Source organism: Paenibacillus sp. J5 (assembly GCF_054955055.1).
The window spans coordinates 142,638-156,713 of record NZ_JBUEDD010000006.1; the positions used below are offsets into that span (position 1 = coordinate 142,638).

Here is a 14,076-nt window from a genome sequence, read left to right on the forward strand (position 1 = left end):
ATGACGAATCAAGCAGAAGCACGAATCAGCCTGGAGATCGCGGCTGAGCAGGACACCGTCAAGCTGGCGCAATGGCTTGCCCGCAGAGCCGGAGCAGGCACGGTGCTGGCGCTGGATGGCGATCTGGGTGCGGGCAAAACCCGTTTCTCCCAGGCGTTCGCCGCTGCCATCGGTGTGCGGGATGTGGTGAATAGCCCGACATTTACGATTATTAAGGAGTATACAAGCAGCCAGTTGCCCCTCTACCATATGGATGTCTATCGGCTATCGCTGGAGGAGGCGGACGAGCTGGGGCTGGATGATTATTTTTATGGAGAAGGCGCCACGATTGTGGAGTGGGCCTCGATTATTGAGCCGCTACTGCCACAGCAGCGGCTGGAGCTGTATATAGAGCACCTTGGGGGAGAGGCTCGCCGTTATGTGCTGACGGGCCGCGGGGAGCCGTATGCAGGCTGGTGCAGTCAGTTGGAGCAGGAGAGAGGAAGAGAGGGCTGTTCATGAAGGAAGATCAACAGGAGACATCCGCAGCCGCTTCATGGCGTGCCGAAGCCACGGCAGGTGGCGGGGTAGTGAGTAGTAGCATAGTTAGTAATAGCCTGGCAGGTGGCGACAGTGAGGGCACCCCGCTTGTACTGGCCATTGACACATCGACGGCTGTGATGGCGGCTGCACTGCTCGAAGGGGATCGCGTGCTCGGCGAGTTGAATTCCATGTCCGAACGCAACCACTCGGTCTACAGCGTGCCTGCGCTGCAGGAGCTGCTCAGGCAGGCGAACAAGACGCCGGACGAGCTGGCCGCGATCGCTGTAGGCCGTGGCCCCGGCTCCTATACCGGCACAAGAATCGCCGTGACGATCGGCAAGACGCTCGCCTGGGCGTGGGGCAAGCCGCTGGTGGGCGTCTCCTCGCTGGAGGGGATCGCATACGGTGCCTGGCGTCTGAGCCTGACAGCGGCTGGGGAGCATCGGTCTGATGAGGGAGATACGGCTGACCATGCGCTCAGTCAGGAGCCCCAGGAGCAGCCGAAGGGCAGCCGCTGGTTCGTGCCGATGATCGATGCGCGCCGCGGTCAAGCTTATACGGCGGCCTTCAGCGCATCTGGCGGGCACTGGGAGCGGCTGGCTGACGACAGCATCCGCTTGACAGCGACTGGGGTGGAGGAGCTTGCGCAGCAGGTGCGTGCGGCAGACGAGGCGACTCGTCCAGAGGCGATCGTGGTCGCCGGCGAACAACTGGAGCTGCATAGCGCACAGCTCGGGCAGCTCGGGCACTTGCTGGAAGGGACGGGCACGTCGCTGCACACGATCCATTACGCAATGGAAGGGGCGCAGATTGCCCGTCTGGGCCGCAATCTGCTGTTGCGTGGCGAGGTGAGCGCGCCTCATGCGCTGGTGCCGAACTATACGCAGATGGCAGAGGCCGAAGCGAAGCTGGCGGCTGCCAGAGGTCAGGAGGTGCCGCCGCGTGGCTGATACGAACCCGGATGAGCTGGAGCGCAGACGTCTCGCCGCTGCGGAGGGACGTCCATCTAATGAAGGCCGAAGGCTTCGTGAGGGAGCTGAAGGATTAGAGCGGGTGCCGCAGCAGCAACTGGTATTTCGCGCGATGACGCTTAGCGATGTGCCGGCCATCTGCGAGATTGAGCGAGAGGTGTTCACGAGTCCGTGGACAGCGGAAGCGTTCATTAACGAACTGACGAACAATCACTTTGCCCGTTATATGGTGATGGAATGGAGACGGGAAGTGATTGGCTACGGCGGGATGTGGACGATTATGGATGAGGCTCATGTGACGAATATTGCGGTGCGCGAGGCGTATCAGGGGCAAGGACTTGGCGAGAGGCTGCTGAGCGAGCTGCAGCGGACGGCAGTGTTCTTCGGAGCGGGAAGGATGACACTGGAGGTGCGCGTCACGAATGACCGCGCGATTCATCTGTACAAGAAGCTGGGCTTCGAGCCTTCTGGCACAAGACCGGGCTATTATTCGGATAATGGCGAGGATGCGCTCATCATGTGGGCGGAGCTGGACCATGTGAAGGCGGGTGGACAAGATGACGGAGCCTAGCAGAATGGATGAAGCAAGGAGCACGGGGAAGATGAAGCAGGATGAGCTGATATTAGCGATAGAGACGAGTTGTGATGAGACATCGGCGGCTGTTGTACGCGGCGGTGTGGAGGTGTTGTCGAATGTTATCTCCAGCCAGATTGAGACCCATAAGCAATTCGGAGGCGTGGTGCCTGAGATCGCCTCGCGCAAGCATGTGGAGTCGATTACACTGATCATGGAAGAGGCCGTCCGCAAGGCCGGTATTACGCTGCAGCAGATCGACGCGGTCGCCGTTACGCAAGGGCCGGGTCTGGTTGGTGCGCTATTAGTCGGCATCGTGGCCGCCAAAGGGCTGGCGATGGCGCTGGGCGTGCCGTTGATCGGCACCCATCACATCGCCGGACATATCTACGCCAATAAGCTGGTGCACACGATGGTCTATCCCTCGGTTGCGCTCGTCGTCTCCGGCGGGCACACGGAGCTGGTTGTGATGGAACGGGAAGGGGAATTCAAGATCATCGGCCGTACCCGTGATGATGCTGTCGGAGAAGCCTATGATAAGGTAGCCCGGTCGCTGCAATTTCCTTACCCTGGAGGCCCGCATGTCGATAAGCTGGCGCAGAGCGCAGCAGCGTCTCTGCCGTTGCCCCGTGCGTGGCTGGAGCCGGAGTCGTATGATTTCAGCTTCAGCGGGCTGAAGTCGGCAGTGCTGGCAGCGATTAATCAGGCGAAGATGAAGGGACAGCCATTAGATCCGGCGATGCTGGCTCGTGGCTTTCAGGAATCGGTCATCGAGGTGCTCGTCGAGAAGGCGATGCGTGCCGTCCATGCCTATGGCGCGCAGCAGCTCCTGCTATGCGGCGGCGTTGCGGCTAATGGAGGGCTGCGCGCGGCGCTTCAGCAACGCTGCGACAAGGAGCAGGTGCCGCTGCTTATTCCGCCACTTGGGCTATGCACAGATAATGCAGCGATGATAGCTGCTGCCGCCCATCTCAAATGGGCAAGCGGTCAACACTCCGAGCTCGATCTGAAGGCTGATCCGGGACTGTCGCTGGAAGCCTGGTCGCTCAGCGCCCATACGTCGGCTTCTGTGAGTTAACGATGCAAGAGCATGTGGCCTTTTCCGGGCAGTCGTCTGGAAAGGGCTATTTGGTTATGCCATGATTAACGGAGGAGCAATTCAGGAGGATCATAATATCGTCCATCATCAACAGTGAATCGTTCATTGCCTTCACTCCTTGATCTTAGGTAAGCTTAGAAGCAGAAGGAGAGGATATGACATGAGCCAAGCGAGTCCGATCACGATAGCGGGATTGCCCCGCAAGCTGACGATTACAATGTGGGATTTCTCCTGGTACACGATGACCCTGCCCGGAGAGCCGTACCATGATCTGGCGGCCCGGTTCGCCGAGGCAGTAGAGCGGGGATATAATACGATTCGTATATGCGCGATGCCCTTCATGCTGTTCACGGCCGACGGGCCGCGTCCAGGGCCGCTGTATTTTGGCAATCTGGGCCGGGTCGGACAACGCACGCGCTGGTATAATTGCCGCGGCGGGGCGAAGCTGGACGGGCATGCTCATCTGCTGGAGTTATTCCGGCAGGCGAAGGCGCACGGTGTATATATTATGCTGTCTTCATGGGAGTATCAGCAAAGCCCGAGCTTTCTGGCTCATCCCGAGCTGCGCGATCTGCTGGCCGCGATTGCGCCGGAGGAGCGGTTCATGACGATAGCGCGTTCGCTCGACCAACTGATCCGTTATGTCAAGGAGGCTGGCTTCGGCGACCAGATTGTCTATGCGGAGCTGCATAACGAGGTGGAGTTCGGTCAACTGACAGCCGTAGGCACAGCCCAGGGCATAGCCGCGAACAATACACCTGAGCTGGTGGAGTCGATGCAGCCTTATATTGAGGAGGCGATCTCGTATTTGCGGGAGCAGCACCCCGATGTGCTCATGACAGCCAGCTACACGCTCAACGACCCTTACCCTAAGGAGTATGTGGCGCGCAACCTTCAGGTTGCTCATTTTCATCTGTATATTAAAGGCGTGCTCAACCAACTGATGAATGAGGCTGGTTTGGGAGATGATAGCCATCCGTTCCCGAATGCATTCGTCCGCTCGCTGCTGCGCGACGATGCGCCGCCATTCTCGGAATGGACACTGCCGCCGGGGCAGGAGTGGAGAATGGAAGGCAATCCGGTGGGCATGAAGCTGATCTATCTGCATGACTGGGCTGACCCGGACAAGTGGGATTTGTACCTGTATGATCACTATGGCGAGCATCGTCTGGCGATGCTGTACAAAGCGGATACGGAATTCGAGCAGGCCAAGGATTGGGTTCGACGCTCTGGCATCCCGGTCGTCATCGGTGAGGGCTATGTCGGCTATACGCCGCTAATGGCAGGATTCGAGGAGGGGCCGGTGGGCAAGTTCATCGCCGAGTACGCCATACGCAAGGGGATGGCACTTGATTTCTGGGGAATGACGCTATGCTCGAATTGTGCGCCGCATCATCCGTTCTGGGGGGATATAGCCTGGCAGCAGAAGTGGAACCGGTTCATTCTGGAGTCTTAGGTTCGACCGACGGCAGAAACACCGCGCCCCTGGAAGCTGAGCGCGGTGTGAAAGGTCAATTAAGCTCGCTGGTTGGTCAAGAGAACAACAGGAAATTCGTAGCCAGCTTGCGCAGATTGCCATCAGATGGTTTGTTGATGACTCTGCCCTTGAAGATGAGCGAGGACGAGCCTCCGCCATCCAGATTATACGCATCGACTGCGCCATAGCGCTGAAGCAGTAGCTGCAGCTCGGCAAGCGAAGCGCCGGATCGGCCGTTCTCATCCGCGGCATCGGTGACCAGAAACAGCAACTGATCATCCTTGTAATTGGCAATGACGGTACGTGCAGCCCGGTGCGGGCTGGTCTGCCATTTCGCGGGGATGGCTTGCTTCTGCCCATTCTTGAGCAGGATCGGCACGAAGGAGGCGCCGAACAGCGCCTGTTCCTTGTCGAGCTGCTCCCGTGTCGAATAATTATCGCCGATGAGCTTCAGCCTGGAGTTGACACCGACGAAGAACAGGTCAGAGAAGGAAGGCTCGAAGCCATTCACATACTCCCCATCTACAATGGTCGTGCTAAGCGGGTAGCGCGATCCCTTCTGATCCGCGAAGCCGCCGGCATTGATGCCTGCAACAGCGCCATAGCGCTTGACAGCCTCAAGCGTCGTCTCTGAGCCGCCATATTTGTCCTTGCCAAGCGTCATCGAGATGGCCTCCTGCGATTTGAGCTTCACCTTGAGAGCATAGCCCTTGAAGTTCTCTGCGCGGACATAGAATAGCTGCGCCCTCAGCTTGTCGGTGCTGACGGTCTCAGACGGCTTGCCCAGCTTGGACGTAATTCGGGCATCATAGATGACATAAGGCCGATCGGCCTGCTTGCTGGCCATACCGACAATCGTCTTCATGCCCTTGTTCGTCTCATTATATAGCCATGCGGTCTTCTGCATGGAGGCGGAGACGGCTTCTGCTGTGCCGACGGCTGCATCCAGATTACGCTCCAGCGCGACGCTCCCGCTGCGGATGCCTTCCACGGTATAGGGAGACGCGACAGGGTAAGCGCTCGATGGAATCTCGATGGCAAAGGGGAACAACAACAGCCAGGCCACCATACCTGCGAATGGAGCGCAGGCAAGCAGCGCCAGCCGGTTTAGTCGCTGGACGGAGGTCATCATTTCAACACATCCAGACTTTTTTGCAGCTCATTGAGCTTTTTCTTCACTTCATTTATCTGAGTATACAGCTTGTTGCTGTTATCCGTCTTGTTGCTCGTGTTATCCTTCGTAAAGGTCAGCAGCTCGTTCAAGGCATCCACCTTATTCCCCAGTGCGGTCATCTCCATGGAGAAGGCCTCCTCGACGGCTGCAATCCGTTCCTCGTAGTGCTGCTGCATCTGTGCGATCTGGCTTGCCGTCTGTCGCTCCAGCTCGGCGGTTAGCTGTTGTCTCGTCTGATCCGTATACCACTTGGTTCCGGCAATTCCTGCGGCGATCAGCACCACCCATATCGTCAGAAACAGATAGACAGAGCCTTTACGCGAGGCTCGTCCTGCTCTCGTCGTTCCCTGTGGTGTGTTCGTCTGTAATTCGGTATTCATGGTTATGCACAAAATCTCCTTTGCTTGTATTGCCCAATGACTACTCCATTAGACGCCAGCAATTACAAAAAGTTGCGTTGGCAACTGGAGTCCAGCTAAGGCGTCGAACGGGCTCTCAAGTGACCAATCCTCGTCCATATGCCCCTCACCAACCTGTCTGTTTTCTGTCACAGACAACCATGAAGCGACTTTACCTTCCTCTAACACCTCCATTACAAACATCGCGAGCCTGTGTACAAAAGTTATCCACATATCCTTAATCGATTGTGGATAAGGCTGTGAAAGTCTTGGGAAAACACAATTTTTAACGGCATTAATGCTGGGGATAAAAAAAGTGTATTAACAGCGTTAAAATTGTGGACAATGTGGATAATTCTGTGGAATAATGTGGGTATTTCGGTTATCGACAAAAAAGTGGCGGAAAATTCATGTATTTAATGGGATGAATATCGACAGAATAGACAAAAAACGAGTCACATGTTGTGGATAACAATGTGGAAAACGTGGATAGCTTAATGAAAGTGGCTGGGGCACAGTTAACATTCGCTTGACATGTTGCCTAATCAACGAACAAAAGCCGCGATCCGTGCATGTGGATGAACACAGTACGCGGGTCGCGGCTTTTTCATTTACTCCATCAGTTGTTCCCATTCCTCGTAATACAGGGCGAGCTGCTCTTTTTTCTCTGCGATGTCCGTCTGCAACTGTTGGACTTGCTGATAGTCCTGGTATACCTCGGGCTTGGCCAACTCTTCTTCCAACTGGCCAACCTCCTCCTCCAGCTCTGCAATGCTCTGCTCCAACTGCTCCAGCCGCCGCTGTCTCTGCCGCTGCTCCTTCTTGGCCTGCTTCTCTTGCTCATAAGATGCTTGCGAGCTGCCCGGCGCTTCGCTTATGCCGGTGTCCTGCTGTGCTCTTTTGCCATCGTCCACGTTCTGAGCCAGCTCTGCCAGCTCCTGCTTCTTCTCCAGCATCTCATCATAATTGCCGAGATAGTGAAGCATGCCCTGTGGTGTCAGTTCAACGATCCGCTCAGCCATCTTGTTCAGGAAGTAACGGTCATGAGAGATGAAGAATAGCGTGCCCTCATAATCCATGAGCGCCGCTTCGAGTACCTCCTTGCTGAACAAATCCAGATGGTTTGTCGGCTCGTCAAGAATCAGCACATTGGCTTCAAGAAGCATCAGCTTGGAGAGGGAGACACGGGCTTTCTCTCCGCCGCTCAGGGTCGAGATTTTCTTCTTCACGTCCTCGCCGCTGAACAGGAAGTTGCCGAGTACGGTACGGATGCGAGCCTCCTCCATATGCGGATAGGCGCTCCATACCTCCTCCAGCACGGTATTGGACGGGGTGAGCCCGGTCTGCTCCTGATCATAGTAGCCAAGCTTGACGTTCGCTCCCCAGCGGACAGAACCGGCACTAGGCTGCAATTCGCCAACCAATGTCTTGAGCAGGGAGGACTTGCCCATCCCGTTCGGGCCGATCAGTGCAACGGTCTCGCCGCGCTTCAATTGAAAGCTGACCTGCTCAAACAGAGGTCTGCTGCTGCCAGGGAAGGTGATCGCAAGCTGCTCCACATCGAGTACATCCTTGCCGGTCTGCCGCTGAATCTGGAAGGCGAAGCTGGCCTTCTTGAGATCTCCGAGCGGCTTGTCGATCCGCTCCAGCTTGTCCAGCGCCTTGCGTCTGCTCTGCGCTCGCTTGGTGGTGGAGGCGCGCACGAGGTTCTTCTGAATAAAATCCTCCATGCGGGCAATCTCATCCTGCTGTTTTTCGTACTGCTTCATAGCTGCTTCGTATTCGCTGGCTTTAATCTCGATATAGCGGCTGTAATTGCCGGTATATCGCTTCGCGGCGTGACGCTCGATCTCAACAATAGCGGTCGTCAATGCATCGAGAAAGAAACGGTCATGGGAGACGACCAGCACTGCACCGGAATAGCCGCGCAGATAGTCCTCCAGCCAGGTCAGAGTTGGAATATCCAGATAGTTGGTCGGCTCGTCCAGCATGAGCAGGTCGGGCTCCTGCAGCAGGATGCGAGCGAGTGCGAGCCGTGTCTTCTGTCCGCCGCTGAGCGTAGAGATGATTGTCGCCGGGTCGAAGGCGCCAAAGCCCATCCCGTGCAGCACGCTGCGAATCTTGGTCTCCATCTCGAAGCCGCCATGCTCCTTGAACCAGTCTGTTCGTGCGGCGTAGCGTGTGAGCACCTCGTTGTACCGCTGCTCGTCGTCATGCAGCGCAGGGTCGGCAATCTGCTGCTCCAGCTCTCGGAGCTCGCGCTCGGTCTGGATCAGATCCGCGAATACCTCCCGCATCTCCTCGATGATGGAGCGGGAGGATTGCAGACCGCTGTTCTGGGCGAGATAGCCGAGTCGTGTCTCCTTGGCCTTGTAGATGGTACCGGAATCAGCCGTCAGCTCCCCGGCGATAATCTTGAGCAGCGTCGACTTGCCTGCTCCGTTCACACCGACGAGGCCAATGCGATCCCGCGGCTGGATCTGAAATGAAATATGAGATAGAACAGCGTTGACGCTGTAGCTTTTGGATAGGTCGGATACTTGAAGAAGCATAATAAACCTCCGTTTGAAGATGTCATATACCAGTGTACATGAATTTGCGTCCAAGCGCGATAAGCTTCGTCTGCAGGTTGGCTAAACCATCGCAACAATGGTAAACTAAGAGCAGCTAATCATGAAATTACTGGAGATCAGAATATATGGAGAATCATGCGGTTCACGGGCGCAAGCAGGAGCTTCGGCGTCAGTTGGGGGGGATAAGAGACAGTCTTGCTCCACAGCAGCGAAGCAGATGGTCGGAGGCCGCCTGTGCTGCGGCATTGACCGGGCTGGAGCGCATGCAGGCGTCCACTGTGCTCGTCTACATATCCTTTCGCTCCGAGGTAGATACGATGCCGCTCATTCAGGGAGCGTGGAAGCGCGGCATCGAGGTCGCCGCGCCCCGGTGCATGCTGCCCTCCAGAGAGATGGAGCTGTACCGGATCACTAGCCTGAGCGAGCTGCGGCAGGGCGCATACGGCATTATGGAGCCTGACCCGAAGCTTGCCTGGCGCTGGCCGCCTGAACGCATCCCGGATGTGGTGTTGGTGCCAGGATTGGCATTCAGCAAGGAGGGCGGGCGCCTTGGGTACGGAGGAGGCTATTACGATCGCTACTACAGCAAGCTGCTCGCCGGGGGAGTACAGCCGCTTCCGCGCTGGCTCGGTCTGTCCTTCGAAGCACAGCTCATTGCGCCTGCGATGCTGCCGCTGGAGTCTCATGACCTTCGGCTGGATGCGGTCGTGACTGAGTGCAGAGCGTACCCGGCCGATTGGGCGGGGTGACGGCGGTGACCGTCCGCGGCCACCAAGCTTCGCGCCGCGTGTAGATGGGGGCCGGATATAAGCGCGAAGCTTATACTTCCTTTAGATTTCAATGAAATGGACAGGGGGGTTGTTCATGCAATGGAAGGTAGCCATACTGACTGCTAGCGACAAAGGCTCGCGCGGAGAGCGCGAGGATACAAGCGCTCAGGTCATTCGGGAGCTGATTGAGGAGGAGCTTGGCGGTGTCATCGTCGATTACCGGATCGTGCCCGATGAACAGGACGAGATTACGGCCGCGCTGATAGAGATGACAGATTATTATCAGGCGGATCTTGTGCTCACTACGGGGGGAACGGGGCTGGCTGCCCGCGATCTGACACCGGAGGCTACACAGCGGGTCATTGATCGCGAGGTGCCTGGGCTGGCCGAGGCGATGCGGTTCTACGCGATGCAGAAGTCGCGCAGCTATATGCTGACACGCAGCATCTGCGGCATCAGAGGTCAATCTCTGATCGTGAATCTGCCCGGCACCCCTAAGGGAGTACATGAATGCCTGATGGCGATTATGGATCAGTTGCCGCATGCTCTTCGCATGTTGTCGGGCCAGCCGATGGAATGACGATTTTTGTAGGTAAATGTACTATGGCAGTTGCCCTCATTATGTTATAATGAACTAATGCTTGGACTGTGGAGGAATGATACCGCCCAGTCCCTTGTTGCTATTTGTCCTGCGAGGCTGGCATGGTCTGCATTTGGCGTCCATGGTGGCTGTATGCGCATGTACACACATACAGGGTTGGCCCGCGGGTTAACTCGCATGAAGGAGGAAATCAAGTGAGCGGTATTGGAGCATCCGGCGTTATATTGCTGGTCATTGTTGCGTTACTGTTGTTCGGGCCGAACAAGCTTCCTGAGCTGGGACGCGCATTCGGCAAGACGCTGCGCGAGTTCAAGAACGGCGCGAAGGACATTATGGAGGACGACCCGAAGCCTGAGCGCAAGGAAGTGAACCGGATCGATACAGTTACGACTGACGAACAGGGGAGCAAGAAGCTGCCAGACTAAGCAGCTAAGACAAGCTGCGCCGGCATCCCTCAGTCGCTGCGTAGGCAGGAGACGAACAGGAGTTTATGCCGGAGGAAGGGTAAGAGACGCTTCTAGGGCGTGTCTTCGACTCCGACGGGAGAAGCTTTTGCCGAATTGCTGTTCCGAGCCTTGCGCTTCCTTGTAGATGTACCCAGGGTACGTCCAGAGGCGAGTAGGGCGGCATGGGATGGCAATCGGCGAAGGCTGCACTTGATCGGGATGGAAGATATGCCCTAGCTTGCGGTAACGGGAAGGGGGAGCTTTCAGTTTGGCTCAGCAGGAAGCAGAATCTACCAGCAGGCAAGAAGGCTCCATGTCGGTTCTAGAGCATATCGGGGAGCTCCGCAAACGGCTCATCGCCGTGCTGTCTGTTTTTGTAATCGGCCTAGTTGCAGGCCTGTTTATTGCCAAGCCGGCATATGATTACTTAATGAGCCAGGAGCCGTTGAGCGGTATGCCATTGCATACGTTCTCCCTGTGGGACGGCATTGGCATCTACATGAAATTTGCGATGGTCATCTCGCTTATACTTACACTGCCCTTTACATTTTATCAGATGTGGGCGTTCGTGAAGCCAGGCTTGGGAAAGCATGAGCAAAAGGCCACGCTGCGATACATCCCGTTTACACTGTTGATGTTCCTGATTGGCCTGTCGTTTGCGTATTTCGTTGTGTTTCCGATGGCTTACCATTTCACCACTGGGGTTGCGAAGCAGCTCAATCTGGTGGAGACATATGGTGTGATTCAATATTTGACGTTCTTGTTCAATATCGTTGTTCCGATCTCACTGCTGTTTGAGCTGCCGCTGGTGATTATGTTTTTGACCCGGCTCAGAATTGTGAATCCGATTCGTCTGCGAAAGATGCGCAGGATTGCCTATTTTGTTATGGTGCTTACAGGAACGCTCATCACTCCGCCTGATGTTATATCCGACTTGATGGTCGCCATACCGCTAATCATCTTGTATGAATTCAGCGTGTATCTGTCGTCGATCGTCTATAGGAAGCAACTGGAGGAGCAGGCCAAGTGGGAAGAAGAGTATGGTTCATGAGGCGTGTTCTTGTGTCGCGGCGAAGGCTGTGGGGATAAGAGCCGCCTCTTTCTTGTTGAGACCGGCAAATGAAGCGGTATTCGCCCGGATATCGCTCCCGGCTTGAGACTGTCTGCCCTCCCCGACTTAGGTCTAGGTGAGAAACCGCCGCAAGTCTGTTTTGAATTTGCGCTGTCCGATCTACAATAAGGACATAAGGTTGATGAGTATGGCGCAACGGAAACGGATCATGAGAGGCGGTGAATAAATGAACGGTAAAACGCTGTTGGGGGTTATATTGGTGGTGCTAGGCGGATTGTTCGCCTTCAAGACAATTGGCGTCTCGCTTGCACCGGTCTTCGGGCTGATCTTCCCGTTTGTTCTGATCGGACTGGGAGCGATCGGACTTCGCAATGACAAACGGTTTGTCGGCACGGCAATGGTTGTCCTCGGTGTGTTGATGCTGATGTCGAAGCTGCACGGCTTGCTGCTCGTGGGAGCGGCTATTGGGCTGATCGCATTAGGTGTATATCTGGTGAACAATAAAAACAGAGCCTATTAGTTCGAGAGGATGGAGGTTAAGCAATGAGCATAATTCGACGGGTACGTGACATTACATTGGCAACGTTGAACGAGCGGCTGGAGAAGGCAGAAGATCCGGTACGGCTGATTGACCAATTCCTATGGTCCACACGGGAAGAAATCATTCACGCCGAGCGCCTCTACCAGCAATACAACTCGCATGGCAACCATCTGCGGGAGCAATGGCTTCAGGCCGAGCAGCAGAAGGAGAAGCGCGAGCAGCAGGCGATTACCGCATTGAAGGCTGGCGAGGAGCAGATTGCTCGTCTCGCATTGCAGGAGAAGCATTCGCATGATCAGCGGGCTGTCCAATATAAGGAGCTCTATGAAGAGAGCCGGCAAAATATCGATGAGCTGGAGGAGCATCTGCAGGAGCTTCGCAGCGAGTACCAGGTCGTATATGATAAGCGCGAGTATTACTCAGCCCGTATGGAATCGCTAAGGCTGCAGCAGCGGATGAACGCTCGTTACGCCTCCGCCTCCGGTGCTGCTCAAGGGCCGGACAGCATGTTCAGAAGGCTGGAGGAGCGCATCAGCGGCATGGAGTATGAGGCGGGCAGCCTGCGTGACCTGCGCCGCGCTGGCAAGCAACTGATGAACGAGGTTCAGTCGGGGCTCCAATCCTCGATTGAATATGAGCTAGAGCAGCTTAAACGCAAGCTAGATCAGAAAGGATGAACGCGCCATGAAGAAGTTATACCGCTCCAACCGGGATAAGAAACTGCTCGGATTATGCGGCGGCGTAGCGGAAATGCTCAATATTGACGCTACATTGCTGAGGGTGCTGTTTATTGTCGGGGCTATTTTTTCAAGCGGAGGATTGATCCTCATCTATATATTGGCAGGCATGGTTGTGCCTAAGGAGCCGCCTTACTACGATCATCGGGGATACGGAGGCGGAGGCTACGGTGGCAACTTCAACAGTGGTCCCTATTCTGGCGGCACGTCCGATCAAGGCTACTACAATCCGGGTCATGGCCCGTCGGGGAACCCTGGCTGGCAGCAGACTCCTCCATCTGGCAAGTCCAGCTCCCCCCTGGACGATATGATGAATGATATTGAGAAGAAAGCGATGCGCCGTGAGCTAGATGAGCTCCGCGCCAAATTGTCAAAGCTTGAGAAAGAAAAGGAGGACAAATAATATGAGTATCTTTAAACGGATGAAGGATATGACAAAGGCCTCTCTGCACGAGATGCTGGATAAAATTGAAGATCCGGTCGTCATGTTGAATCAATATTTGCGGGATATGGAAGCGGAGATTCATCAGGCAGAGGTGACGGTGGCGAAGCAAATGGCCAATGAGCGCCGGATGAGACAGCGCTATGAAGAGGCGGCGCGCAGTGCGATGGATCGGGAGAGCAAAGCGGAGCAAGCGATTCGCTCCGGGCATGAGGAGCTAGCGCGCAAGCTGCTGGAGGAGAAAATCTATTTCGATCAGAAGATTGCTGAATATGGCGATCTGCATGCAGAGGCGAAGGGTCAGGCGGATGATCTGATGAATCAACTGCATGGCATGAAGGAAGAGTTCTACCAGTTGCGCAACAAGCGCAACGAGCTGGCCGCCCGTGCCCAGATGGCCAAGGCGAAGAAGCAGATGTCGAAGCTGGGGCCGCATTCGATCGAGTCGGGCAATGCTACCCGCGGCTTTAGCCGGATGGAAGAGAAGATTATGCAGTTGGAAGCCGAGGCCGATGTGATGCGCGCTCCAGGGGTATATTCCAGGCCAAGTGCCAGTGCAGCAGATCTGGAGAAGAGGCTGCAGGTCGATGAGCAATTAGCAGCCTTGAAGGCGAGAGTTGTTCCTCCTGCTCCAACTCTGACCAAGACAGAAGAATAAGAAGCTGAGGCAAGCCGGATA

The 14,076-nt window shown here is 55.9% G+C and carries 16 protein-coding genes; 13 read left to right on the forward strand and 3 right to left on the reverse strand.

The window, feature by feature from the left end; translation table 11 throughout:
• From tsaE to ACY1JZ_RS13040, 5 genes are all read left to right on the forward strand, one after another.
• Positions 1 to 501, forward strand: a complete 501-nt coding sequence (tsaE, locus tag ACY1JZ_RS13020) for a tRNA (adenosine(37)-N6)-threonylcarbamoyltransferase complex ATPase subunit type 1 TsaE (RefSeq protein ID WP_462629531.1) — start codon at positions 1 to 3, stop codon at positions 499 to 501.
• Positions 498 to 1,472 carry a tRNA (adenosine(37)-N6)-threonylcarbamoyltransferase complex dimerization subunit type 1 TsaB gene (tsaB, locus tag ACY1JZ_RS13025; RefSeq protein WP_462629532.1) on the forward strand — a complete coding sequence of 325 codons (975 nt, stop codon included), beginning with the start codon at positions 498 to 500 and terminating at the stop codon, positions 1,470 to 1,472. Before tsaE ends, tsaB begins: the two co-directional genes overlap by 4 nt.
• A 103-nt stretch (positions 1,473 to 1,575) precedes the next feature.
• Positions 1,576 to 2,064, forward strand: a complete 489-nt coding sequence (gene rimI, locus ACY1JZ_RS13030; RefSeq protein ID WP_462629685.1) for a ribosomal protein S18-alanine N-acetyltransferase — start codon at positions 1,576 to 1,578, stop codon at positions 2,062 to 2,064.
• A 4-nt stretch (positions 2,065 to 2,068) separates the two neighbouring features.
• Entirely contained in the window at positions 2,069 to 3,145 is a 1,077-nt protein-coding gene (gene tsaD / locus ACY1JZ_RS13035; RefSeq protein WP_462629686.1) for a tRNA (adenosine(37)-N6)-threonylcarbamoyltransferase complex transferase subunit TsaD, read from the forward strand.
• A gap of 181 nt (positions 3,146 to 3,326) precedes the next feature.
• Complete coding sequence (locus ACY1JZ_RS13040; protein WP_462629533.1) at positions 3,327 to 4,622, forward strand: cellulase-like family protein; 1,296 nt, start codon at positions 3,327 to 3,329, stop codon at positions 4,620 to 4,622.
• A 76-nt stretch (positions 4,623 to 4,698) separates the two neighbouring features.
• On the opposite strand, the gene ACY1JZ_RS13045 is transcribed toward ACY1JZ_RS13040, so the two are convergent.
• The 3 genes from ACY1JZ_RS13045 to ACY1JZ_RS13055 all read right to left on the reverse strand — a co-directional run bounded on the left by ACY1JZ_RS13045 (position 4,699) and on the right by ACY1JZ_RS13055 (position 8,767).
• Entirely contained in the window at positions 4,699 to 5,775 is a 1,077-nt protein-coding gene (locus ACY1JZ_RS13045) for a phosphodiester glycosidase family protein (protein WP_462629534.1), read from the reverse strand.
• Positions 5,772 to 6,197 carry a hypothetical protein gene (locus ACY1JZ_RS13050; RefSeq protein ID WP_462629535.1) on the reverse strand — a complete coding sequence of 142 codons (426 nt, stop codon included), beginning with the start codon at positions 6,195 to 6,197 and terminating at the stop codon, positions 5,772 to 5,774. The genes ACY1JZ_RS13045 and ACY1JZ_RS13050 overlap by 4 nt, the downstream gene beginning before the upstream one ends.
• A gap of 629 nt (positions 6,198 to 6,826) precedes the next feature.
• A complete protein-coding gene (locus ACY1JZ_RS13055) occupies positions 6,827 to 8,767 on the reverse strand; it encodes an ABC-F family ATP-binding cassette domain-containing protein (RefSeq protein WP_270165935.1) in 1,941 nt (646 codons plus the stop codon).
• A gap of 146 nt (positions 8,768 to 8,913) precedes the next feature.
• On the opposite strand from ACY1JZ_RS13055, the gene ACY1JZ_RS13060 reads away from it, so the two are divergent.
• The 8 genes from ACY1JZ_RS13060 (at position 8,914) to ACY1JZ_RS13095 (ending at position 14,055) form a co-directional block, all read left to right on the forward strand.
• Complete coding sequence (locus ACY1JZ_RS13060) at positions 8,914 to 9,537, forward strand: 5-formyltetrahydrofolate cyclo-ligase (protein WP_270165934.1); 624 nt, start codon at positions 8,914 to 8,916, stop codon at positions 9,535 to 9,537.
• Between the two features lie 115 nt (positions 9,538 to 9,652).
• On the forward strand, positions 9,653 to 10,138 hold the full coding sequence (locus ACY1JZ_RS13065) for a MogA/MoaB family molybdenum cofactor biosynthesis protein (RefSeq protein ID WP_270165933.1): 486 nt from the start codon (positions 9,653 to 9,655) through the stop codon (positions 10,136 to 10,138).
• Between the two features lie 215 nt (positions 10,139 to 10,353).
• A complete protein-coding gene (gene tatA, locus ACY1JZ_RS13070; RefSeq protein WP_270165932.1) occupies positions 10,354 to 10,584 on the forward strand; it encodes a twin-arginine translocase TatA/TatE family subunit in 231 nt (76 codons plus the stop codon).
• 334 nt (positions 10,585 to 10,918) lie between these two features.
• Positions 10,919 to 11,656, forward strand: coding sequence for a twin-arginine translocase subunit TatC (tatC, locus tag ACY1JZ_RS13075; RefSeq protein ID WP_462629687.1), 738 nt, complete (start codon positions 10,919 to 10,921; stop codon positions 11,654 to 11,656).
• Between the two features lie 247 nt (positions 11,657 to 11,903).
• On the forward strand, positions 11,904 to 12,197 hold the full coding sequence (locus ACY1JZ_RS13080; RefSeq protein WP_270165931.1) for a LiaF transmembrane domain-containing protein: 294 nt from the start codon (positions 11,904 to 11,906) through the stop codon (positions 12,195 to 12,197).
• 23 nt (positions 12,198 to 12,220) lie between these two features.
• Complete coding sequence (locus tag ACY1JZ_RS13085) at positions 12,221 to 12,895, forward strand: PspA/IM30 family protein (protein WP_462629536.1); 675 nt, start codon at positions 12,221 to 12,223, stop codon at positions 12,893 to 12,895.
• A 7-nt stretch (positions 12,896 to 12,902) separates the two neighbouring features.
• A complete protein-coding gene (locus ACY1JZ_RS13090; protein WP_462629537.1) occupies positions 12,903 to 13,358 on the forward strand; it encodes a PspC domain-containing protein in 456 nt (151 codons plus the stop codon).
• A gap of 1 nt (position 13,359) precedes the next feature.
• Positions 13,360 to 14,055 carry a PspA/IM30 family protein gene (locus ACY1JZ_RS13095; RefSeq protein ID WP_462629538.1) on the forward strand — a complete coding sequence of 232 codons (696 nt, stop codon included), beginning with the start codon at positions 13,360 to 13,362 and terminating at the stop codon, positions 14,053 to 14,055.
• Positions 14,056 to 14,076 lie beyond the last annotated feature (21 nt).

Bases quoted from the DNA above. Each gene is read 5' to 3' on its own strand.
- ACY1JZ_RS13040 (WP_462629533.1), top strand. From the start codon at position 3,327: ATGAGCCAAGCGAGTCCGATCACGATAGCGGGATTGCCCCGCAAGCTG.
- ACY1JZ_RS13050 (WP_462629535.1), bottom strand. From the start codon at position 6,197: ATGAATACCGAATTACAGACGAACACACCACAGGGAACGACGAGAGCA.
- ACY1JZ_RS13095 (WP_462629538.1), top strand. From the start codon at position 13,360: ATGAGTATCTTTAAACGGATGAAGGATATGACAAAGGCCTCTCTGCAC.
- ACY1JZ_RS13055 (WP_270165935.1), bottom strand. From the start codon at position 8,767: ATGCTTCTTCAAGTATCCGACCTATCCAAAAGCTACAGCGTCAACGCT.
- tsaE (WP_462629531.1), top strand. From the start codon at position 1: ATGACGAATCAAGCAGAAGCACGAATCAGCCTGGAGATCGCGGCTGAG.
- ACY1JZ_RS13045 (WP_462629534.1), bottom strand. From the start codon at position 5,775: ATGATGACCTCCGTCCAGCGACTAAACCGGCTGGCGCTGCTTGCCTGC.
- tatC (WP_462629687.1), top strand. From the start codon at position 10,919: ATGTCGGTTCTAGAGCATATCGGGGAGCTCCGCAAACGGCTCATCGCC.
- ACY1JZ_RS13060 (WP_270165934.1), top strand. From the start codon at position 8,914: ATGGAGAATCATGCGGTTCACGGGCGCAAGCAGGAGCTTCGGCGTCAG.
- ACY1JZ_RS13065 (WP_270165933.1), top strand. From the start codon at position 9,653: ATGCAATGGAAGGTAGCCATACTGACTGCTAGCGACAAAGGCTCGCGC.
- ACY1JZ_RS13085 (WP_462629536.1), top strand. From the start codon at position 12,221: ATGAGCATAATTCGACGGGTACGTGACATTACATTGGCAACGTTGAAC.
- tsaB (WP_462629532.1), top strand. From the start codon at position 498: ATGAAGGAAGATCAACAGGAGACATCCGCAGCCGCTTCATGGCGTGCC.
- ACY1JZ_RS13090 (WP_462629537.1), top strand. From the start codon at position 12,903: ATGAAGAAGTTATACCGCTCCAACCGGGATAAGAAACTGCTCGGATTA.
- tsaD (WP_462629686.1), top strand. From the start codon at position 2,069: ATGGATGAAGCAAGGAGCACGGGGAAGATGAAGCAGGATGAGCTGATA.
- ACY1JZ_RS13080 (WP_270165931.1), top strand. From the start codon at position 11,904: ATGAACGGTAAAACGCTGTTGGGGGTTATATTGGTGGTGCTAGGCGGA.